Origin of the sequence: Edaphobacter aggregans DSM 19364, from assembly GCF_000745965.1 — a bacterium.
Classification (GTDB): domain Bacteria; phylum Acidobacteriota; class Terriglobia; order Terriglobales; family Acidobacteriaceae; genus Edaphobacter; species Edaphobacter aggregans.
On record NZ_KN050789.1, the window covers coordinates 52,387 to 72,348 of the forward strand.

Here is a 19,962-nt window from a genome sequence, read left to right on the forward strand (position 1 = left end):
ACTGCGGCTGTTGAAGAGGAAGGGGAACGGGCCCAAGTGAGCTTCTTTCGATCGCTGCTACGGAGCATTCACCTGGTGGGGTACTTCGTGGTCTATGGCACGGAGTTGCTGGTAAAGCGGCCTTCGACCCGCGAGGCACGAGCCGACTGGCTGCACCGGTTCGCCGCGAGCGCATTGCATGGGCTCGGAATAGAGATTGAGGTCACCGGCGAGTTTCCGTCGCACGGAGCGGTGATCTCAAACCACCTCAGCTACCTGGACATCATTGTCTTCGCTGCACTGCATCCTTGCGTCTTTGTGTCGAAGGCGGAGGTGGCAACCTATCCGGTGCTCGGCTGGATGACGACGATGTCCGGCACCGTGTATGTGGCGCGCGGGCATGGCGATTCCGCAATGAAGGCGCGGGAAGGAATGGAGGCGGCGCTGAAGGCGGGGCTGCCTGTCGTCTTCTTTCCCGAGGGGATGACATCGGATGGTACCGGTCTGCTGAAGTTCCACGGCGGCCTGCTCGGGCAGCTGCTTGCCTTTGACTCTCCCGTAACAGCGGCGCATCTCTGCTACAGCATCAGCCCGGAGAATGGCCCGGACGTGAAGGTCAGCGAACGCGTCTGTTACTGGGGAGATGTGGTCCTGCTGCCGCATATCTTTCATTTTCTTGGGCTGCGCGGCGTCAAGGCCCAGATGCGGTTCGCCGCCCAGCCCATTGCCTTCTCCGGCGATGTCGCTCATCGCAAGCGGGCTGCGCGAGAGGCATGGGCGGCGGTGGCCGAACTGGGAGAGGTCGGCAGGGGTACCGAGGAAGTGCACCATTTCTGATTCAACGAATGTTCATTTGGCGTGAACATTCTGTAACAAAAGACGACGCAGACTGTCATCGAATGCAACCACCTCAGGGCTAGCAAGGAGCGTCAATGGTCAGTGTTAAAGAGTCATCCTCCCCCGTTGTCTCTCAGGATTCACTGATCGTTCACCAAATCATCACCCAGTCTTCTCCTAAGAAAGATATTCGACTGGAAGCGGGTCCTTACGTCGCGCGGCTGGCGTTGACTGAGGCAGAGCGTGAGGCAACGTACCGGCTGCGTTTCCTGGTCTTCAACCTTGAGATGAATGAGGGCCTGGAGTCCGCGTTCGTCGACGGCTACGACAAGGATCGTTACGACGACGTGTGCGATCACTTGGTCGTCGAGGAGCGGGCTACGGGCGCGATCGTCGGAACCTACCGGCTGCAGATGGGCGACGTGGCGGGGCGCAACTTCGGCTATTACAGCGAGCAGGAGTTTTGCTTCGCGCCTTACGAGACCATGCGCGGCCAGATCGTCGAGCTTGGCCGGGCCTGTATCCACCGCGAGCATCGGTCGCCGGAGGTGCTGCACCTGCTGTGGCGCGGCATCGCGCGCTACTCGCTGGCCAACGGCGGTCGCTACATGATGGGCTGCTGCTCGCTGAACTCGCAGGACCCGGAGGTGGGCCATGCGGTGTATGGGGCGCTCCAGAACTGCATGGTGGAGCCGGGGCTGCGCACGGTGGCAACGGAGGCATACAAGATGCCGGCGCCGGTCGTGAAGCTTCCGGAGGAGCGTGCTCCGAAGCTGCTGCGGGCGTATCTTGCCATCGGAGCCAAGATCTGCAGCGAGCCGGCGATCGATCGCGAGTTCAAGACGATCGACTTTCTCACGTTGCTTGACTTGCAGACGCTGCATCCGCGTGTCGCTGCAAGGTTCCTCGAGGGCTGCTGAGTTGAAGGCGGTTCGTTCGGCCTGGAGATTGTTGAAGCTGGTCGCGCTGCTTCTGGTTCTCGCGGTGGACTGCCTTGTGAGGCCTCCGCGGGATACGGTGGAGGGGGCGGAGAGGATTCATCGGTTCTGCCACCGGATCGTTCGGGCGCTCGGAGTGAGCTGGAGCGTCGAGGGAGAGCTTCCGGCAGAGGGCGCGGTTGTCTCCAATCACCTGAGCTATCTGGATATTCTTCTGTATGCGGCGGTCAGGCCGTTTGTGATGGTGGCGAAGTCCGACGTGCGGGGCTGGCCGCTGATCGGCTGGCTGACGTCGCGGGCGGGAACCGTGTATGTGGTGCGCGGCGGCGGACCAGGAACGTATCCGGGCGTGAACCGGGCGATGGCTGAGGCGTATCGCAGCGGGTTGCCGGTGCTGTTCTATCCGGAGGGGACGACGACGGATGGATCGGAGGTTCTTCCGTTTCGTCGTGGGCTGTTTCACTCGGTGCTGAATGAGGGTGTTGCTTTGAGAACGGCGGCGCTTGCGTATTCGATCGACGGTGATGTTGGTGACGTGACGGTTGCGGATGATGTCTGCTGGTGGGGCGATGCGTTGCTCGCTCCGCATCTGTGGAGACTGGCGGGGATCGACGGGCTGCGGGCGACGGTGCGGTTTGGTGAGGTTGTGACGGAGCGGCGAGATCGATTTGAGTTGTCGGAGCAGGCGCGCGCGCGGGTTCAGGAGATGTATGCCGAGCTAAGGAGCGAGGCCGGCGGTGTGGTGGTGGAGGCGCAGGAGTCCGAGTTGGTGCAGGCGGTCTAAGACCTGCTCGACCGACCAGTCGAGGGCTTCGGTTCCTTCGACCGTGATGGATGCGTGCTGCGCTGAGGGGATGACGTAGAGATCGGCCATCGGCCTTGCGGTGGCTTCGAACTGGGCGCGGACGCTGGCTTCGGTGCGGCCGCGCTCGCGCATGTCGCGATAGATGCGGCGGTTGAGACAGATCTGGTTGGGTGCGTTGACGTAGATGCTGAAGTCGTAGAGCGAACGCAGCTCCGAATAATGAAGCGCGAGGATGCCCTCGACGATGAGGACCGGGGCAGGGGCGACGGTCTCGGTGAGGTTGGGGACGCGGGTGTGGGTGGTGAAGTCGTAGATGGGGCGCTTGATGGTGCGGCCGTCGGCGAGGTCGGCGACGTGTTGGGCGAGGAGCGAGTGCTCGAGCGAGTCAGGGTGATCGAAGTTCTGGAGGGCGCGCTCGTCGGGCGGCAGGTGGCTGAGGCAGATGTAGTAGAAGTCCAGCGGGAGCAGCGTGGCGGAGAGTTGGGCTGTGAGTTCGCGGGCGAGCGTCGTCTTGCCGGAGCCGGAGCAGCCGCCGATTCCGAGGATGAGCGGGCGCTGCGGAAGGAGGAGCTGTTCGGGCTGTTGATCTTGCATGATTGGCTCCTCCTTTCTCTATGGGCTGTCATTAACTTCAGATAATACGGTTCGTGCTTCGCACGAATGACCCACCTTAGCGACGATGAAGCCGTCGCGAAGATGGGGCACCCGTTTCGTCTCATCCGACGAGTTGCGGGATGAGGGCGGTGAGCAGGCTGGTGAACTGCTGGGCGATGCGTTGTCCGGTTTGCATGACTTCCTGGTGGTCGATGGGTTGCGCTTCTGTTTCTTCGGCGCTACGCGTGACTCCGGCGGCCATGTTGGTGACGACGGAGAGGCCGAGGACCTCGATTCCCATGTGGCGGGCGATGATGACCTCGTGGACGGTGGACATTCCGACGAGGTCGGCGCCGAGGGTTCGGAAGGAGCGGATCTCGGCGGGAGTCTCGTAGCTGGGGCCCAGGACGGCGACGTAGACGCCCTCGTCGAGGGTCCAGCCTTGTTTCGAGGCTTCTTCGCGGGCTAGCTTGCGGAGGCGCGGCGAGTAGGCGGCGCTCATATCGAAGAATCGCTGGCCGGAGCCGGGGAGGAGGCCGAAGCGGGGCTCGTTGGGGCCGGCGGCGGCGTTGGCGCCGGTGAGGTTGATGTGGTCGGAGATGGCGACGATGGCTCCCTGGCGGTAGCGGGTGTTGATGCCTCCGGCGGCGTTGGTGACGATGAGGCGTTCGACGCCGAGAAGGCCGAGGACGCGGACCGGGAAGGTGACCTGGGCCATCGAGTAGCCTTCGTAGGCGTGGACGCGGCCCTGCATGACGGCGATGGGGACGCCGGCAATTGTTCCGAGGACGAGGCGGCCGGGGTGGCCCTCGACGGTTGACTGGGGGAAGTGGGGGATCTCGGAGTACGGGATGGCGACGTCGTTCTCGACCTGTTGGGCGAAGTCGCCGAGGCCGGAGCCGAGGATGAGGCCGAGACGCGGCTGGAGGGTGGTTCTGGAGCGAATGTATTCTGCTGCTGCCTGGGCCTGGTGGTAGAGATCGGTCATTCGTGGCGGGGTATACACCCCTCCCCCTTAAAGTGTGCAAAGTCTTCGAAACAGAGACTTTAGGTTGGTACTTCCGGTAGCCGGCCGTCCGCGTGGTGGCGGTGAGTGCTTGGCTGTATGGGAGTCCCAATTATTAGTTTAGCGAGTCGAGTGGAATTGATCGGCGGATTTGGCGGAGTTATTTTTTGCTGCGAAGAGGCGGGATTGGCGCGGGGTTTGGATGATGGGGAGGATGGTTTTGCACAGTGTGGGGGTTGACAGGATTTTTTGGGAGCATCGGAGGGTTGCCTTTGCGGAAGAAGGCATACCCCAGGGGCTAAAGCCCCATTCCTGGCTTGCGAGAGAATGCCCGGGCTAAAGCCCGGGCCTACCTTAAAAGCAAAAAACGAGAGAAGCAAGGATAAGAACAAGGTCAGAGTCGAGAGCAAGGTCAGAGCCGGAAACAGCGAGGGTTCAGGGAACCGCGTAACTTAGCCCGGGCGAGGCTCAGGCGGTGAGGGGGCCCAGCTTCTCGCGGAGGTTGGGGCTGCGCCCTTCGGCCCAGTGTCTTGTTTGGGCGATGGAGATGATGTGGAGGATGAGCAGCAGGGGGACGGCGAAGGTGGGGATTAGGCTGAGCGGGAGAGTGGACATGGGAGCGGGGGTGACGGCGTTTGGGGCGAGTTGGCGCGGGTCGAGGAATGGGGCGAGCGCGCCGAGGGAGACGGCGAGGACTAGGTCGGTGATTCCGAGGATGTGCCAGAAGATGAAGGTTCGCTTGTGGGCAGGTGTGGCTAGCCGGTAGGCGACGAAGGGAGCGGTGACTCCGATGGCGATGTCGCCCCATCCGGCGGGCAGGGCGAAGAGGGCGGGCAGGATGTTGTAGGCGGCGAGGACGAGGAAGACGAATCCGCCGATGCGCCAGGCGTGCAGGAGGGTGAGGACGCGCGGGGAGAGGGATAGGAGGTAGCCGCGGAGATCAGCGGAACGGAGGTACCAGATGGAGAAGATGGCAAGGGGGGCGAGGACCGCGATCAAGATAGGAAGCGGAGGGCGACCGGGAGGAACAGAGAAGAGATGGAGGGCCGAGGCTGTGAGGGAGAGGGCGAACCAGGCTGCGAGAAGCCAGCCGGTGAGGTGGGCGTAGCGTGTGGTGGTCATGGCGTTTCTCCTTGGAGGAGGTTGGAGGTGAGGTCGTTGGCGGTTTGGGTGATGCGGCTCCATAACTCGGAGCCGAGCTGGTGTTGAAGACGGGTTTGGAGGCGGTTCCAGCGTGGAAGGGCGCGGCGGAAGAGGGCTTTGCCGGGGCCTGAGAGGGTGAAGCTCCACTGGCGGCGATCTTCGCCACGATGGCGTTCGATCCATCCCTGGCGGAGTATGGGTTCGAGGGCGCGGGTGAGGGAGGTGCTGTCGATGGCGAGGATATGGCCGAGTTGCTTCTGGTTAACGGGGCCGGCGAGGGAGAGGGCCTGGAGGATGGTGAATTGGGTGGAGCGGAGGCCCGTGGGGCGGAGGGCCTCGTCGTAGAGGAGGGTGAGGGCTCGGGTGGCGCGGCGGAGTGTGGCGCAGGTGCAGGGGAGAGCGGGGATGGCGGCGGCATTGTTCACGCCCATTTAGATGTGTACACATCTAATTTGAGGTGCAGAATTTTTTTATTGCGGGAAATTCGACAGCAAGTTGTTGCAAGGAGTAAGAATGACGGATGAGTCGTGGCGTTGTTGTGGTGGCGTTGTGGTGGGCTTTGACGGTGGCGGCGGCTCCAACGGTTGCGATGGCTCAGGTGGCGACGGCGCAGGATAGCGACCGTGACGGGTTGAGCGATGCCCTGGAGGCGGAGCTGCTGCGGCAGTTTGAGCCGCGGTGGATGGTGGGTAAGGATGATTGCTCGGTGCGGCCGGCGCGGTTCGCTGAGGGAGTGGCGCAGCCGACGGTGGTGGAGGACGACGGCACGGTCTATGGGCAGGCGTTTCCGGTGCGGTCGCACGGGGACGAGGTGGAGCTGCACTTTTATCAGCTGTGGCGCCGGGACTGCGGGCAGATGGGGCATCCGCTGGACGCGGAGCATGTGGCGGTTCTTCTTCGCAGAGATGACGGCGCAGACGGACAGCCGAAGTGGAGGGCGGTGTATTGGTATGCGGCGGCGCACGAGGATACGGTTTGCGATGCGAGCCAGATGACGCGGGCTTCGACGCTGAAGGCGGAGGACAAGGGGGCGACGGTGTGGGTCTCGCCGGGGAAGCACGCGTCGTTTTTGAGCGAGGAGCTTTGCTCGCACGGATGCGGCGGCGATCGATGCGTGGATATGGAGCGAATGAAGACGGCGGAGGTGGTGAATGTAGGGGAGCTGTCGCGTCCGATGGATGGCGCGATGTGGGTGAGCTTCGCAGGGTGGCCGCTGGCGGAGAAGATGCGGCGGAGCGACTTTGGCGAGGCGAGGGTGGAGCGACTGGAGCGGTTGCCGGAGACGGATGTAGCGTGGGCGAATCCGTCGAAGCGCCCGGCGCAGGCGGCGATCTATGGGGGGAACTCGGCGCTGAACGGAGTGGCGGTGGGTGAGCACAACACCGATACGGCGCTGGTGCTGGCGAATGACAAGACCAGCGGAGCGCTGGATTCTGCGCAGAAGAGTACGGGCAACGCGTTGACGAAGAGCTACAGGAACGTGGTGAAGGCGCTGGGTGGGGCGGCGAAGAGCACGGGTAAGGCTGGGGGGGTGGAGACGGGCGAGGAAGGTGCGCCTCATTGAGCGGGGCTGGGATTCTTCTTTTGCTGGGAGTGGGTGGTGCTTGTAGTATGGCGTTTCCTGGGCCGGGCTGGAGATGCGAAAGCTGATGGCGAGCGGTGCGTGAACCGTTGGTGAGGTTGCGCAGCGAGTGAGCGGCGATATGGCGTTTTTTGGTGGCAAGGATGGGAAGCAGGCCCGCCGCGAGGCGGAGCGGATCAGAAGCCGGACGATGGGGATGTTCAGCGTCGTGGTGGCGCTGGCGATGGGCGCGGTGGCGTACACGGACTGGAAGGTGGAGGCCAACGTCTCGCTGGGATACCTGTATGTGTTTCCGATGGCGTTGAGCGCGTTTGTGAACCCGCTGCCGGTGACGATTGGGCTGGCGTTGTTGTGCACGGTGTTGCAGGATGTGCTGGGGCCGCGGCGGGAGACGATGTCGCTTCATGTGGCGGAGAATCTGCTGAGTCTTGCGGGATTTCTTGTGGTGGGATTTCTGGTGTCGCTGATTGCGAGACGGCGCAGCGAGCTGGAGGACGAGGTACAGCGGCAGCGGGACGAGTATGAGCGCGATCTGACGCTGGCGGCGCAGGTGCAGCGACAGGTGCTTCCGAAGCCGATCACGCTGCCGGGACTGGAGATTGCGGCGGCGATGCATCCGGCGCGGATGCTGGGAGGCGATTACTACGACTTCTTTCCTGTGTCGGACGATGTGGTGGACGTGGTGATTGCGGATGTGTCGGGAAAGGGCGCGGCGGCGGCGCTGCTGATGCCTTCGCTGGCGGTGGCTCTGCGGCTGCGAGCGAGGGAGCTGAGCGGGCCTGCGGAGATCATCAAGGACCTGGATGGTGTGCTGAAGCAGGTGACGAAGCCTTCGACGTTCGTGACGATGTTTTATGCGCGGCTGAATCACGCGGAGCGGAGGCTGGAGTATGCGTGTGGAGGGCATAATCCTCCGCTGCTAGTAAGGCCGCGTACGGGCGAGTCGTGGATGCTGGAGGCTTCGGGGCCGATTGTGGGGATTCTGGAGGACGCGGAGTATGTGAATACGGTGGTGGCGCTGGAGCCGGGCGATGTGTTGACGCTGTACACGGATGGGGTTTCAGAGCAGGAGAACGTGGCGGAGGAGCAGTTCTCGGTAGAGCGGCTGAAGGGGTTGGTTTTGAAGAATGAGTATGCGAGCGCGGGCGCGATTGTGGAGGGTGTGGCGGTTGCGGTTGCGGAGTGGGCGGGGGCGAAGGAGCAGGAGGACGATCTGACGGTGGTGGTGGCGAAGGTTCGTTAATGTGTTGCGGGCTTCACCGGAGTGAAGCCCGCGTTGAGGGGCCGGTTATTTGGAGTTGAGTTAGGGCTTGGGGCCGTCCTCCTGGGGGACCTCCTGGCCTTCGCCGGGGAATGGCCAGTTTTTGTCGAGCTGCCATTGCTGGGACTCGCGGGTGGCCTTGGGGACCTTGTTGATGCGGAGGTTTTCGAGGAAGTGAACTCCGGACTTGCCAGCCACGGCGATGTCGAGGTCGCCGTCCTTGTCGAAGTCGGCGGTGAGGACCTGGGTTCCGACGCCGGCGGTGCTGTTGACGGAGATGGGGAGGCGAGTGAAGTCGATGTTGTAATGGCCGTGAGGTGCGACACGGGGCGTTATGCGGTAGGCGTAGATGACGATGGGGTCGTGGGAGCCTGGGTCGTCTCCGTCGTGGCCGCGGTAGCGCTTCCCCGTGATGAGCTCTGGGTGGCCGTCGCCGTCGAGGTCGGCGAGTGCGAGGGCATGGGACTGAGAGAAGGACTCGTCGATGGTGTGTTTGGTCCAGGTGCGGTGAGTGGAGGTTCCGCCCTGCTCGAACCAGTAGAGGCCGTAGCTGTGACCCTGGCCGACGATGAGGTCGATCCTGCCGTCATGGTTGACGTCGTAGCCGAGGATGGGGAAGCCGGTGTCGCCGAGGCGCCAATCTTGATGGAACTGCCACTTGTCGTCGTTGGCGTCGATGTTCTGGAACCAGCCGAAGGGTGTGAGGAGGTCGGGCTTGCCGTCACCGTTGATATCGGCGATGCCGATGCCGTGGCCGTCCTGCTCGGGGCCGCCGACCTTGTGGACCTTGGGTTCGGGGCCGGAGAAGTCGACCCAGAGGACGCCGGAGTGGATGTAGTGGGCGAGGGCGAGGTCGGGCTTGCCGTCGCCGTTGATGTCGCCGTAGGCTCCGCCTTCGGTGTCGTAGGAGTCGGCGATGAAGTGTTTCTCCCACATCTGGTCGGGGTTGGAGGTCTTGCCGGGGTTCTGGTACCACCAGATGCCATTGGAGATCCTGCCGGTGGTGACGAGGTCGGGGAGGCCGTCGTGGTTGACGTCGAAGATCCACTCGCCGCAGTCGGAGATGAACTCGCCGTGGGTTCCGACGGTGCGGAACTGGTGGCGTTTCCAGTCGCCGCCCTCGGCGCCGGGGTTCTGGTACCAATAGGCACCCGCGAGGATATCGAGGAAGCCGTCGCCGTTCATGTCGAGCAGCGAGATGCCCTCGGCGTGGTCGGTGCCGAGGCGATGGGCGAGGAAGGTCGGCTGCATGGCGCCGTCAGGGCCGGGGCCGGGCGTGGGCTTGCGGAACTCGGTGGCGTGCTCGGGGTCCTGCGCGTGCGCGGCGGAGGTGACGGCGATGAGGACGAAGGCGGAGAGCTTGAGGAGATTTTTCATTGGTTCGTTTAGGCCTGTGAGTTATTGCGGTAGTGGTTTGAGGTCGATGGTGCGGCCGGACTTGGCAGAGGTGCGCGCGGCGTCGAGGATCTGCATGACGATGAGGTTGGTGTCGAGGGAAGAGAGGTCGTGCTCGGGCTTGATCTGGCCGCGGATGACGGCGGCGAGGTAGGCGAGCGAGTTGGACTGGTCGGGTGCGAGGCTGGGGGCGGTCTTCGGGGTCTCGGAGGAGTCGCCCTTGTAGCGGGTGCGCAGATCGTAAGGGCCGACGGTGACGATGTAGCCGGTGGCTCCGTAGACCTCCATGTCTTTGCGGGCGAAGGGCCAGTTCCAGGAGGGCATGAGGACGGCCTGGGCTGCGGGGTAGCGGACGATGACGGTGGCGTCGTCGTCGACCTTCGGGTAGGTTCCGGGCTTGTCGGTCTGGGCGACGGCGGTGACGGAGAGGGGCGTCTGGCCGCGCATGAGGACGGTCATGAGGTCTGCGCCGTAGCAGCCGAAGTCGAAGAGGGCTCCGGCGCCGTTCTGGACGGGGTCGGTGAGCCAGGGGAGCCACTCGGGGCCGACGCCAATCTCCTTGGGGCCCTCGTGGCCGTCGTGAACGACGACCTTGCGGACGTCGCCGAGGTGGCCGGCCTGGGCTTCGGAGATGGCGGCGGCGTTGGAGGTGTACCAGGTGGTCTCGTAGTTGACGAGGACGTGGACGTGGTGGTCGTGCGCGGCCTGGCGGATGGCGAGGGCGTCCTCCATGGTGGTGGAGAGAGGCTTTTCGACCATGGAGCTGATGTTGTGGCGGGCGGCGGCCTCGATGACGCGGCGGTGGTCCTGGATGGTGGTGTAGACGAGGACGGCGTCAGGGTGCTGGGTGGTGAGCATCTGCTCGAGGTTGGTGGAGAAGAGCGCGGCGGGGAGATGGTATTGCTCGGCGTATTTCTTTGCGAGGGCGGCGTCGGGCTCGACGATGGCGACGAGCTGGGCTTCGGGGTGTTTGGGGAGGGCGGAGAGGAAGCCTTTTACGTGGCCGTGGACGAGGCCGACGATGGCTACGCGGATGGGCTTGTTTTGTGGGGTCTGGGCGGGGGCGGAGATGGCGGTGACGGCGATGCAGAGGCTGGCGAGGAGAGAGAGGCGCATTCGTTTTGGACTCGGGTTGTCAAGTTAGGTTGTAGCGGCTAAGAGCAGACGGCAGATCCTTCGACTACGCCTCCCGCGATAAGGCTGCGGGAGGCTTCGCTCAGGATGACACTTTCATTTGTTTGCAATGTCACCCTCTGATCATCTGCTGCGTGTCTTACCCGATCTTCATGGTGTCGGGGTTCCATTTCATGATCTGGCCCTTCTCGACGCTGAGGTTGCTGAGGAGGGCGGCCCCGGCGGCGCGGAAGCCGAAGGTTGCGTCCTCGACGGGCTGCTGACGGCTGCGGACAGACTTGAAGAAGTTTCGGAAGTGGTCCACGTTGTCGGTGTAGCCGTGCGGGGCCGAGAACTTCTCGATAGCGGGGTAGGTTGGGCCGGTCGGCGGAGTGTCGGGGTACTTCTGGCGGTATTGCTTGAGGTAGGCCTCCTGCTCGGCGAGGGAGAAGGTGGTGATGGTGTAGCCGGGGTCCTTCTCGCGCGGGGCTCGCATGACGGAGACGGTCTGGCCTGCGATCTCCATGGTTCCCTCTGATCCGGTGAAGAGAAAGCCTTCGCTTTCTTCGCCTCCGTCGACAAAGTTAACGCGAAGGCTGAGGTTGAAGCCCTGCGGGTAATCGAAGAGAGCGAGGAGGACGTCGTCGGCGTCGCGGCCGTCCTTCCAGTATCGGAGGCCACCGGTGGCCATGGCTCGGGTCGGACCGTTGGAGCCGGTGATGAAGTGCGTTCCGCTGAAGAGGTGGACGAAGAGGTCGCCGGCAACACCGGAGCCGTAGGCGGACCATTTGCGCCACTGGAAGAAGTGCTCGGGGTTCCAGGCGATCTTGGGGGCGGAGCCGAGGAAACCGGGCCAGTTGCAGGTCTCCGGGCTGGCGTCGGTGGGGATGGTGTAGTTCCATGCGCCGAGCGAGGAGTTGCGGTCCCAGCGGGCGGAGACCATGTTAAGTTGGCCGATGGCTCCTGAGGCGAGGAGTTCTTTTGCTTTAGCGTAGGCGATGGAGCTGACGCGCTGGCTGCCGACCTGGAGGATGCGGTTGGTGGATTTGGCGGTCGAGATGATCTCGGGGCCGTCAGGGTAGACGTGGATCATCGGCTTTTCGAGGTAGACGTCCTTGCCGGCTTTCATGGCGTCGACGGCGGCGGTCTTGTGCCAGTGATCGGGGGTGGCGATGAGGACGGCGTCGACGTCGGGGCGGGTGAGGATCTCGCGGTAGTCGCGGGTGGTGAAGAGATCTACGTTATTGGCAGTGCCGGTGCCCCAGAGTTCTTTGCAGTGGGTGAGACGGCCGTCGTAGCAATCGGCGACGGCGACGAGCTTGACGCCGGGAACCTGGAGGGCGAAGCGCGTGTCGCCCTGGCCCTGGATTCCAGCTCCGATGAGGGCGAGATTGATGTTGTCGTTGGGAGAGCGGGGAGTGGGGGTCTGATCCGGTTCGACGGCGAGGACGTGAAGGCTGGTGGCGGCGGCGGCGAGGCTTGCGGTCTTGAGGAAGGTTCTGCGATCGAGGCTCATGGGGCTCCGGGTCCTAGGTTTCAGCGCACGCGGCAAAAAAAGATGGCCGCGAACTGAAAGTATGGGATTCTGAAGCCTCTGTAAAGGCCGGGTAGGTGCTCAGGTGGTGACGACAGGGAGTTTCGCGGCCTCCCACGCTGCGATTCCGCCGGCGAGTTCGATGACGTTGGTGATGCCGTGAAGGCCGAGGATGCTGGCGGCGATGGAGGAACGATAGCCTCCGGCGCAGTGGACGGCGATGCGGCGATCGCGAGGCACCTGATCGAGGCGCTGCTGGAGCTGCGAGAGAGGAAGATTGATGCCGCCGGCGAGGTGGCCGGAGCTCCATTCGCCGGGGGTGCGGATGTCGATGACGAGGGGTGGATGCGGAGAGGCGAGCTCTTCGGCGAGCATGAGCGGGCTGACGCGCTGAGTGGAGTGGACGAGCTCCGGCCGCGTGGCGAGGGCCTCCATCCCGCTGCGCAGATAGCCTTTGATCTGGTCGAAGCCGATGCGGCCGAGGCGTAGGGCGGCTTCCTGCTCGCGGCTGGGCTCGGCGATGAGGACGATGGGGCGGGTGGGATCGAGGGTGGTTCCGGCCCAGGTGGCGTACTGGCCGCCGAGGCCGATGTTGATGCTTCCGGCGAGGTGGCCCTTGGCGTAGTCGGCGGCTTCGCGGACGTCGAGGAGTTGCGAGCCGGCGTTGCCGAGGGTGAGGACTTCGTCGAGGGAGAGCGGGTTGAGGACCTGTTCGAGCGTGTGGTCGAGCGTGGGGCGCTCGCGGGTGTTGAGGATGGCGTCGTAGGTGAAGTAGGCGGGGGCGTCGGGCTGATCGGCGGTGACGATGCGGATGAAGTCGTCCTTCGACATGGGCTGGAGGGCGTAGTTGAAGCGGCGCTGCTCGCCGAGGGTGGAGACGGTGTCGGAGGAGAGATGCTTGCCGCAGAGCGAGCCGGCTCCGTGTGCGGGGTATACGAGGGTCTGGTCGGGGAGGGGAAGGAGCTTGTTGTGGATGGAGTCGTAGAGGTGCCCGCCGAGCTGCTGGGCGGTCCAGCCGAGCGAGGCGCGGAGGTCGGGTCGGCCGACGTCGCCGATGAAGAGGGTGTCGCCGGTGAGGACGGCGTAGGGCTTGTCTGCGGACTGCGCGAGATCGAAGACGAGAATGGAGATGGACTCGATGGTGTGGCCGGGGGTCTCGAGGACCTGGAGACGGAGGCCGGGGAGCGAGAGGGTGTCGCCGTCCTTCATGGGGACGAAGGCGTACTCGGCCTTGGCCTGCGCGCCGAGACGGATGTCGGCTCCGCAGCGGTCGCGCAGCTCGAGGTGGCCGGCGAGGAAGTCGGCGTGGAAGTGAGTGAGAAAGACGTGGCGGATCGTCACGCTGAGTTGCATGGCGTCGTCGAGGTACTGCTGGATGTCGCGCTGGGGATCGACGACGATGGCGGTGTGGCTGGCCTTGTCGGCGATGAGATAGGAGGCGTGGGCGAGACAGCCGAGGTAGTACTGCTTGAGGAACATGCCGCCATCTTAGAACAGGCGGCAACGTTGGCCTATCGGATGAGCATGGAGACGATCGAGGCGGACATGAGATTGGCCATGGTTCCGGCGAGCATGGCGCGGAGGCCGAGCTGGGCGAGGTCGTTGCGGCGGTTGGGGACGAGGGCGCCGATGCCTCCGATCTGCATGCCGATGGAGCCGATGTTGGCGAAGCCGCAGAGGGCGAAGGTGGCGATGGAGAAGGTTCGCGGAGCGAGCTGGGATTTCTGGAGGCCGAGCTGGGTGTAGGCGACGAACTCGTTGAGGACGGCGCGCGTTCCGAGGAGGTTGCCGATGGCAGGGGCCTCGCGCCAGGGGATGCCGATGAGCCAGGCGGCGGGCGCTCCGATGACTCCGAGGACGGAGTTGAGGGAGTGGGGGAACGGGATGTGCCCGTGAGCCCAGAGGAGGTTGGAGGTTGCGAGCATCATCGCATTGAGCAGGCCGACGAGTGCGAGGAAGCTGATGAGCATGATGGCGACGTTGAAGGCGAGCTGGCCTCCGTCGATGGTGCCGCGAGCGATGGCGGCGATGAAGTTGACGCTCTTGTGCTCTTCACCGGGTGGCATGGTGACGGTTCCTGCGGTCGCGGGAACCTCGGTCTCGGGGACGAGCATTTTTGAGACGAGGATGGTTCCGGGGGCGGTCATGATGACGGCGGAGAGGAGGTCCTGCGCGTTGATGCCGAAGCTGATGTAGGCGGCCATGATTCCGCCGGAGACGTGGGCCATTCCGGAGGTCATGATGGTCATCAGTTCGGAGCGGGTGGCTCCTGCGAGGAAGGGACGGATGGTGAGGGGGGCTTCGGTCTGGCCCATGAAGATGGAGGCGGCGACGTTGGTGGACTCGGCGCCGGAGGTTCCCATGGTGCGCTGCATGATCCAGGCGACGATGCGGATGACCTGCTGCATGAAGCCGATGTGGTAGAGCAGGGCGAAGAACGCGGAGATGAAGATGATGGTGGGGAGAACAGCGAAGGCGAAGACGGCGAGCGGATTGCCAGGAGTTCCGAGGGGCCCGAAGACCATGGAGGAGCCTTCGACGGCGTGGCCCAGCAGAGCGGTGACGGCGTTCGAGGCGGTGTGGAGGATGATCTGGCCGAAGGTCCACTTGATGACGAGGATGGCGAAGAGGATCTGGAGGCCGAGTCCCCAGGCGACGGTGCGCCAGCGGATGGCGTTGCGGTTGGTGGAGAAGGCGTAGGCGAGCGCGAGGAAGACAATGAGTCCGAGCAGTCCGGTAAATCGATACAAAGAGGGGCTCTCCTACGGATAGGCGAATGAGTGTGTTGCATGAGTGTAACGGGTGGGGCACGCTGGGGCCAGAGAGTTGTATGGATCTGCGCTAGGCGCCGTGCTGGAGGCTGCCGACGTGGGGTCGGCGGAAGCGGCCGCTGGCGGTGAGGGCTGGGACGCTGTCGAGGCGGATGTGGCGCAGCGGGGTGCGGGCCTGCTTGACGGAGTACATGCGGAGGTCGGCGATGCGGAGCAGGCGGGTGGCGTCGCCGGCGTCCTCGGGATAAATGGCAATGCCGATGGACGCTGAGACGTTGAGGGGATGGCCCTCGAGGATGAAGGGCTCCTCAACGGCTTCGCGGATGGTGTCGCGGAGTTGCTCGACGGACTGCGAGTGGGCGGGATCGCAGGTGAGCAGGGTGAATTCGTCGCCGCCGAGGCGGGCGAGGGTATCGAACCCCTCGACGCGCTCGCGGAGGGAGTGGGCGACATGGCGGAGAAGCTGGTCGCCGGCGTGGTGGCCGAAGGTGTCGTTGATCTGCTTGAAGCCGTCGAGATCGAGCATGAAGAGAGCGAGGGAGGAGCTTTCGCGGCGGCAGCGATCGAGCGCGGCGGCGAGGCGGTCTTCAAAGGAGCGGCGGTTGGGCAGGCCGGTGAGCTCGTCGTGATGGGCGAGCCAGCGGTTGCAGGAGACCTGCTCTTCGAGCATGACGAGGATCATGCCGATGGAGATGAGGGACTTCTGCATATTCCAGATGTGGGACGCGATGTCGGCGTAGGTGCGGTAGTGGACGATGAAGGGATGGAAAAAGAAGAAGAAGGCCCAGATGGAGAACCCGGTAACGATGGCGAGCCGGCCGGTGCCTCGGGGCAGGCGGCGGTAGAAGTTGATGGTGGCGATGGCGTACACGGCGCCGAGGCTCCAGTAGACGGCCTCGCGGTACTTCCCGAAGGAGACGAGCACAGCCATGGCCGTCCAGCCGAGGGTGGAGATGATGGCGCGCGGCCAGCTCTTTCGCAGGGTGAGCGAGGTTGTTACGCCGAGGATCAGTCCCAGAGTGATGGCAGGAAGGAACGCGCCGGGTCGAAAGAGATGCAGGCCGTAGACGGTGTTGACGGCGAGCAACGGGATGGAGTTGAGGGCGAGGTAACGCAGGCGGCTGGGATCGGAGTACTCGCCCGAAGCCCAGATGAAGACGATGCCGGCAAGGAGGTAGCAGTCGATGACGATGGTGTGGAGGATGGTGCTGGGCAGGCCGGTCGGGGCGTAGAAGATATGCGCGACCGATTCAATGAGGGTGAAGAAGAGGCCAAGGAGCCAGAGGTCCGCCTTCTCGTGGGGGTGGCGGTGGCGCAGCAACAGAAGGATGACGATGAGGATCGTCAGGGCCAGTAGATCGGGGAGAAAGGCATAGTTCATGAAAGATCCGTGCTTTCTTCTGCTGGCAGGCTTGAGTATCGACATTAAAACGGGGCCCCGGGGTGAGCCTGCCGATTCGAGTGACGCTTGCCCACCATTATCGGGCATGGTGAGACCGATGTGGCGAAGATTTTGTCTTCCCGAGGTAAAGAAGGGCCTGACTATGACCGAAGTGCTGCCTGGAGTTAGTTTGTGCCCGATTTGTGAGGAGCAGCCTTGAACTCTATGGGAGGAAGTAGAAGGGATTGGGGAGCTTTACGCTGACCTCGGCTGAGGGAGTGCCGTTAAGGTCGCTCCACTGGTCGCCGACGCTGAGGATGATGCGGTGGTCGGCGGCGATTTTGGCGCGCTCGCTGGACTTGTAGTAGGTGGTGTCCATGGTGAGTTCCTCGTTGTTGCGGAGGATCAGGCCGTTCCAGTTGTTATAACCGGCGAGGTGGAGGTTGCGGACCGTAGCTTCGTACTGGTTATTCGCGCGGCCGGTAATGAAGAAGACGCTGACGCCAGCGGCGATGGCATCGTTGTAGAGCTGGAGCGTTCCGGGGATGGCGATAGATGCCTCCGTGGAGACGAGGTACCGATTGTACTGGTCGGCGATGTAGTCGAACCCCTCGCGCTTGAGCTCGCAGTAGTTGGACAGGCTGGTCTCGTCGATGTCGAGGACCATCGCCAGATTTTGGTTGGGCTTGCGTGTGGCGACGAGGCGCTTGAGCTCAGCGCGCGCGCGGTTCAGTTGGGACTGAAGGTCGCGCCAGTAGCAGTGGGCGGAGTCGGCGCAGTTGGCATACTCCATGAGTTGATAGCGAAGAATGCTGATGTTTTCGAGCTCAGGGGCGGAGAGGAAGTCTCTGCGCTGCCGGCTGGTCTCGACGATGGTATTGGCCTCGGCCGCGGTGATGCCGGGCTTCTGGTCGTGGGAGCCGGGTGTGTGCGGCGGATCGGGCTTGTCCTGCGACGCCTTGCAGACAACCGGAATCGTGTAGGCTTTGCCGTCTTGCGCGATACCTGCAGTGGAGATCTGGCATAGGGCCGCGATGAGAATCAGAAGTCTGCAGGTCACGTGGTTCTCCGGGAGTGCTCTGAGGATACCTATGGATTGCGCGGGCCGGGGGAGATGTAGCGACGATTCTAGAGGGGTGCGTCCTCGGGGAATAGGCGGATGTCTTCGACGCCGCGGTAGCGCTCGGCGTAGTCCATGCCGTAGCCGATGACGAAGCGGTTGGGGATCTTGAAGGCGACGTAGTCGGCCTCGATGGGGACGAGGCGGCGGTCGGGCTTGTCGAGGCAGGTGGCGATCTTGAGCGAGGCGGGCTTGTGCTGGAGCATGAGGCCGCGGAGGTAGTTGAGGGTAAGGCCAGTGTCGAGGATGTCCTCGACGAGGATGACGTGCTTGCCCTCGATGGGGTTGTCGATGTCCTTGATGAGCTTGACGGCTCCGGAGGAGACGCGGGCGCGGCCGTAGGAGGAGACGGCGACGAAGTCGAAGGTGTTGTCGACCTGGATGGCGCGGGCGAGATCTGCGAGGAAGATGGCCGCGCCTTTGAGGACGCCGATGAGGACGATGGACTGGCCCTCGTAGTCGGCCGAGATCTGAGCGCCGATCTCGCGGGTGCGGTCGGCAATCTGTTGTCTGGTGAGGAGGACCTCCATGGTCTCGGGGGCAGGGAAGAAGGCTGTGGGTGCGGGCGCGGTGCTAGGTGGCATAAAGGCAGGGTATCGCGAAGATCGGGCGCAGGCCAAGCGGCACGCCGGATAATGGGCTGTGGCGGACGGTACACTGAAGAAGAAGCGAGGACTATGTATCCCTTTATCGATATTGGCCCGGTGCACCTGGGTACGTTTGGGTTGCTGCTGTGGCTGGCGGCTGTTGTGGCAACCGTGGTGCTGCACAAGAGTTTTGTTCGCAATGGCGTGGACGCCGATGCGCTGAGCGTGGTGGCCTGTGTGGTGATCGCCGGCGTGGTGGGCGCGAAGGTGTGGCACGAACTGCAGGATGTGATCACCCTGAAGATGGCGATGGCGAGGATCGCGGCGCCGGGGTGGAGTCACCCGCTGGATGTGGTGATGGGATTTCTGCACTGGTTCCAGGCAGGGTTTGCGTGGTTTGGCGGGATGATGGCCGGCATCGCGACGCTGATGTGGATGGGACGGTCGGCACGATTCAAGGGGCCGCTGGCGGGGACGCAGGGCGAGCGTGTGGGAGCGATGCGCATGCTGGACCTGGCGGCTCCCGCGGCTGCGGTGGGGTACGGCGTGGGACGGATCGGGTGCCTGCTCTCGGGCGACGGCGACTACGGGATCAAGACGACGCTGCCGTGGGGTGTACACATGCGTCCTGACGCGCTGGTTCCGACGCCGGACATGGTGCAGCCGACTCCGGTGTATGAGCTGATCTACTCGCTGGTTCTGGCATGGTGGCTTTGGAAGCGCGGAGAGAAGCATCTTCCGGTGAGCGTGATTACGGGCGAGTACCTGGTCTGGAGCGGAATCGGGCGCTTCCTGGTGGAGTTTGTGCGGATCAATCCGAAGCTGTATTGGGGAATGAGCAACGCGCAGGTGGCAGCGCTGGGGTCTGTCGTTGCGGGCGTGGCGCTGATCGTAGTGGCGCGGGCGAAGAACGTGCAGTGGGCTCCGAAGCTGACGGAAGATTCCAAGGTGTAAGAGACCGATGCGGCCCGTTCGTCCGGCGTGCGATTGCGCGGGGACGAACGGGCCTTCGTGCGTTTGACGTCTGTCGGCGGTTAGCGGGAGAGCTCTTCGCGGACCGACGGCTGCGGCGCAGCGAAGAACATGTTGGAGATGAGGCCGCCGATGATGGCTCCGAGGATGGGTGCGATCCAGAAGAGCCAGAGCTGAGCGACGGCCCATCCGCCGACGAAGAGCGCGGGGCCCGTGGAGCGCGCCGGGTTGACCGAGGTGTTGGTGACCGGGATAGAGATGAGGTGGATGAGCGTGAGGCCAAGGCCGATGGCAATGGGGGCGAAGCCCTTGGGGGCGCGCTCGTCGGTGGAGCCGAGGATGATGAGGAGGAAGAAAGCGGTGAGGACGACCTCGGCGACGAAGCAGGCGACGAGGGAGTAACCGCCGGGCGAGTGCAGGCCGTAGCCGTTGGAGGCGAAGCCGCCCGCGAGGGTGAAGTCGGGCTTGCCGCTGGCGATGAGGTAGAGGACGCCTGAGGCGACGACGGCTCCCACGACCTGGGCGATGATGTAGGGCAGCAGCTCGGAGGCAGGGAAGCGCTTGCCGACGAAGAGGCCGATCGAGACCGCGGGGTTGAGGTGGCATCCGGAGATATGGCCGATGGCGTAGGCCATGGTGAGCACGGTGAGTCCGAAGGCGAAGGCGACACCGACGAAGCCGATGCCGAGTTGTGGGAAGGCAGCGGCCAGGACGGCAGATCCGCAGCCTCCGAAGACAAGCCAGAAGGTTCCGAAGAACTCGGCAGTTGCACGTTTAAACAGCGGCATAGTGACGATCCTCCATTTGACGCGTTTGACGCGTTTCAGTTTTATCTGTGCTGGATGACGCGGGGCCCGTGGGGCTAGTGGATGCCAATCGCCTTGCGTTGGGGAGCGCGAGATGCTCCCTTTCGGGAGGATGCTACCACGACTCGGTGACAGGCA

Annotated in this window: 19 protein-coding genes; 6 read left to right on the top strand and 13 right to left on the bottom strand. The window is 63.8% G+C overall.

What is annotated here, in order from left to right; translation table 11 throughout:
• Window positions 1-36 precede the first annotated feature (36 nt).
• The 3 genes from Q363_RS33235 (at window position 37) to Q363_RS33245 (ending at window position 2,538) form a co-directional block, all read left to right on the top strand.
• On the top strand, window positions 37-816 hold the full coding sequence (locus tag Q363_RS33235; protein WP_051979689.1) for a lysophospholipid acyltransferase family protein: 780 nt from the start codon (window positions 37-39) through the stop codon (window positions 814-816).
• 95 nt (window positions 817-911) lie between these two features.
• Window positions 912-1,736: a GNAT family N-acetyltransferase gene (locus Q363_RS33240; protein ID WP_084081015.1), complete on the top strand. Its 825-nt coding sequence runs from the start codon at window positions 912-914 to the stop codon at window positions 1,734-1,736.
• Between the two features lies 1 nt (window position 1,737).
• On the top strand, window positions 1,738-2,538 hold the full coding sequence (locus Q363_RS33245; RefSeq protein WP_169747241.1) for a lysophospholipid acyltransferase family protein: 801 nt from the start codon (window positions 1,738-1,740) through the stop codon (window positions 2,536-2,538).
• Here Q363_RS33245 and udk read toward each other — a convergent pair.
• The 4 genes from udk to Q363_RS33270 all read right to left on the bottom strand — a co-directional run bounded on the left by udk (window position 2,473) and on the right by Q363_RS33270 (window position 5,733).
• Window positions 2,473-3,153: a uridine kinase gene (udk, locus tag Q363_RS33250; protein WP_051979691.1), complete on the bottom strand. Its 681-nt coding sequence runs from the start codon at window positions 3,151-3,153 to the stop codon at window positions 2,473-2,475. The two genes, Q363_RS33245 and udk, sit on opposite strands and share 66 nt — an antisense overlap.
• 121 nt (window positions 3,154-3,274) lie before the next feature.
• A complete protein-coding gene (locus Q363_RS33255) occupies window positions 3,275-4,141 on the bottom strand; it encodes a purine-nucleoside phosphorylase (RefSeq protein WP_035359173.1) in 867 nt (288 codons plus the stop codon).
• A gap of 486 nt (window positions 4,142-4,627) precedes the next feature.
• Window positions 4,628-5,281, bottom strand: a complete 654-nt coding sequence (locus tag Q363_RS33265) for a hypothetical protein (RefSeq protein ID WP_051979692.1) — start codon at window positions 5,279-5,281, stop codon at window positions 4,628-4,630.
• Window positions 5,278-5,733, bottom strand: a complete 456-nt coding sequence (locus Q363_RS33270) for a MarR family winged helix-turn-helix transcriptional regulator (protein ID WP_064742775.1) — start codon at window positions 5,731-5,733, stop codon at window positions 5,278-5,280. Before Q363_RS33270 ends, Q363_RS33265 begins: the two co-directional genes overlap by 4 nt.
• Before the next feature lie 89 nt (window positions 5,734-5,822).
• Between Q363_RS33270 and Q363_RS33275 the strand changes: the two genes are divergently transcribed.
• Together Q363_RS33275 and Q363_RS33280 are read left to right on the top strand one after the other, a co-directional pair.
• A complete protein-coding gene (locus Q363_RS33275; RefSeq protein WP_051979693.1) occupies window positions 5,823-6,866 on the top strand; it encodes a hypothetical protein in 1,044 nt (347 codons plus the stop codon).
• Between the two features lie 139 nt (window positions 6,867-7,005).
• Window positions 7,006-8,127 (top strand): PP2C family protein-serine/threonine phosphatase, encoded by a 1,122-nt coding sequence (locus tag Q363_RS33280; protein ID WP_035359177.1) that lies wholly within the window; start codon window positions 7,006-7,008, stop codon window positions 8,125-8,127.
• A gap of 60 nt (window positions 8,128-8,187) precedes the next feature.
• Here the strand turns inward: Q363_RS33280 and Q363_RS33285 are convergent, their stop codons facing one another.
• The 8 genes from Q363_RS33285 to hpt form a co-directional block, all read right to left on the bottom strand.
• Window positions 8,188-9,522: an FG-GAP repeat domain-containing protein gene (locus Q363_RS33285; protein WP_035359178.1), complete on the bottom strand. Its 1,335-nt coding sequence runs from the start codon at window positions 9,520-9,522 to the stop codon at window positions 8,188-8,190.
• 21 nt (window positions 9,523-9,543) lie between these two features.
• Window positions 9,544-10,656 (bottom strand): Gfo/Idh/MocA family protein, encoded by a 1,113-nt coding sequence (locus Q363_RS33290; RefSeq protein ID WP_035359180.1) that lies wholly within the window; start codon window positions 10,654-10,656, stop codon window positions 9,544-9,546.
• A gap of 157 nt (window positions 10,657-10,813) precedes the next feature.
• Window positions 10,814-12,169 carry a Gfo/Idh/MocA family protein gene (locus Q363_RS33295; protein WP_035359183.1) on the bottom strand — a complete coding sequence of 452 codons (1,356 nt, stop codon included), beginning with the start codon at window positions 12,167-12,169 and terminating at the stop codon, window positions 10,814-10,816.
• A gap of 99 nt (window positions 12,170-12,268) precedes the next feature.
• Complete coding sequence (locus tag Q363_RS33300; RefSeq protein WP_035359185.1) at window positions 12,269-13,666, bottom strand: MBL fold metallo-hydrolase; 1,398 nt, start codon at window positions 13,664-13,666, stop codon at window positions 12,269-12,271.
• Between the two features lie 32 nt (window positions 13,667-13,698).
• Window positions 13,699-14,937 (bottom strand): NupC/NupG family nucleoside CNT transporter, encoded by a 1,239-nt coding sequence (locus Q363_RS33305; protein ID WP_035359186.1) that lies wholly within the window; start codon window positions 14,935-14,937, stop codon window positions 13,699-13,701.
• A 91-nt stretch (window positions 14,938-15,028) separates the two neighbouring features.
• Complete coding sequence (locus Q363_RS37255; RefSeq protein WP_051979694.1) at window positions 15,029-16,339, bottom strand: GGDEF domain-containing protein; 1,311 nt, start codon at window positions 16,337-16,339, stop codon at window positions 15,029-15,031.
• Between the two features lie 223 nt (window positions 16,340-16,562).
• A complete protein-coding gene (locus Q363_RS37260; RefSeq protein WP_051979695.1) occupies window positions 16,563-17,399 on the bottom strand; it encodes an HAD family acid phosphatase in 837 nt (278 codons plus the stop codon).
• A 68-nt stretch (window positions 17,400-17,467) separates the two neighbouring features.
• Window positions 17,468-18,043: a hypoxanthine phosphoribosyltransferase gene (gene hpt, locus Q363_RS33320; RefSeq protein WP_035359188.1), complete on the bottom strand. Its 576-nt coding sequence runs from the start codon at window positions 18,041-18,043 to the stop codon at window positions 17,468-17,470.
• 93 nt (window positions 18,044-18,136) lie between these two features.
• On the opposite strand from hpt, the gene Q363_RS33325 reads away from it, so the two are divergent.
• Window positions 18,137-19,000 carry a prolipoprotein diacylglyceryl transferase gene (locus Q363_RS33325; protein ID WP_035359191.1) on the top strand — a complete coding sequence of 288 codons (864 nt, stop codon included), beginning with the start codon at window positions 18,137-18,139 and terminating at the stop codon, window positions 18,998-19,000.
• Window positions 19,001-19,080: 80 nt separating this feature from the next.
• Here Q363_RS33325 and aqpZ read toward each other — a convergent pair whose 3' ends face one another.
• On the bottom strand, window positions 19,081-19,806 hold the full coding sequence (gene aqpZ / locus Q363_RS33330) for an aquaporin Z (protein ID WP_035359192.1): 726 nt from the start codon (window positions 19,804-19,806) through the stop codon (window positions 19,081-19,083).
• Window positions 19,807-19,962: the final 156 nt, after the last annotated feature.

Bases quoted from the DNA above. Each gene is read 5' to 3' on its own strand.
- Q363_RS33240 (WP_084081015.1), top strand. From the start codon at position 912: ATGGTCAGTGTTAAAGAGTCATCCTCCCCCGTTGTCTCTCAGGATTCA.
- Q363_RS33300 (WP_035359185.1), bottom strand. From the start codon at position 13,666: ATGTTCCTCAAGCAGTACTACCTCGGCTGTCTCGCCCACGCCTCCTAT.
- hpt (WP_035359188.1), bottom strand. From the start codon at position 18,043: ATGCCACCTAGCACCGCGCCCGCACCCACAGCCTTCTTCCCTGCCCCC.
- Q363_RS33290 (WP_035359180.1), bottom strand. From the start codon at position 10,656: ATGCGCCTCTCTCTCCTCGCCAGCCTCTGCATCGCCGTCACCGCCATC.
- Q363_RS33325 (WP_035359191.1), top strand. From the start codon at position 18,137: ATGTATCCCTTTATCGATATTGGCCCGGTGCACCTGGGTACGTTTGGG.
- Q363_RS33265 (WP_051979692.1), bottom strand. From the start codon at position 5,281: ATGACCACCACACGCTACGCCCACCTCACCGGCTGGCTTCTCGCAGCC.
- udk (WP_051979691.1), bottom strand. From the start codon at position 3,153: ATGCAAGATCAACAGCCCGAACAGCTCCTCCTTCCGCAGCGCCCGCTC.
- Q363_RS33275 (WP_051979693.1), top strand. From the start codon at position 5,823: ATGAGTCGTGGCGTTGTTGTGGTGGCGTTGTGGTGGGCTTTGACGGTG.
- Q363_RS33255 (WP_035359173.1), bottom strand. From the start codon at position 4,141: ATGACCGATCTCTACCACCAGGCCCAGGCAGCAGCAGAATACATTCGC.
- Q363_RS33280 (WP_035359177.1), top strand. From the start codon at position 7,006: ATGGCGTTTTTTGGTGGCAAGGATGGGAAGCAGGCCCGCCGCGAGGCG.
- Q363_RS33285 (WP_035359178.1), bottom strand. From the start codon at position 9,522: ATGAAAAATCTCCTCAAGCTCTCCGCCTTCGTCCTCATCGCCGTCACC.
- Q363_RS37255 (WP_051979694.1), bottom strand. From the start codon at position 16,339: ATGAACTATGCCTTTCTCCCCGATCTACTGGCCCTGACGATCCTCATC.
- Q363_RS33270 (WP_064742775.1), bottom strand. From the start codon at position 5,733: ATGGGCGTGAACAATGCCGCCGCCATCCCCGCTCTCCCCTGCACCTGC.
- Q363_RS33295 (WP_035359183.1), bottom strand. From the start codon at position 12,169: ATGAGCCTCGATCGCAGAACCTTCCTCAAGACCGCAAGCCTCGCCGCC.
- aqpZ (WP_035359192.1), bottom strand. From the start codon at position 19,806: ATGCCGCTGTTTAAACGTGCAACTGCCGAGTTCTTCGGAACCTTCTGG.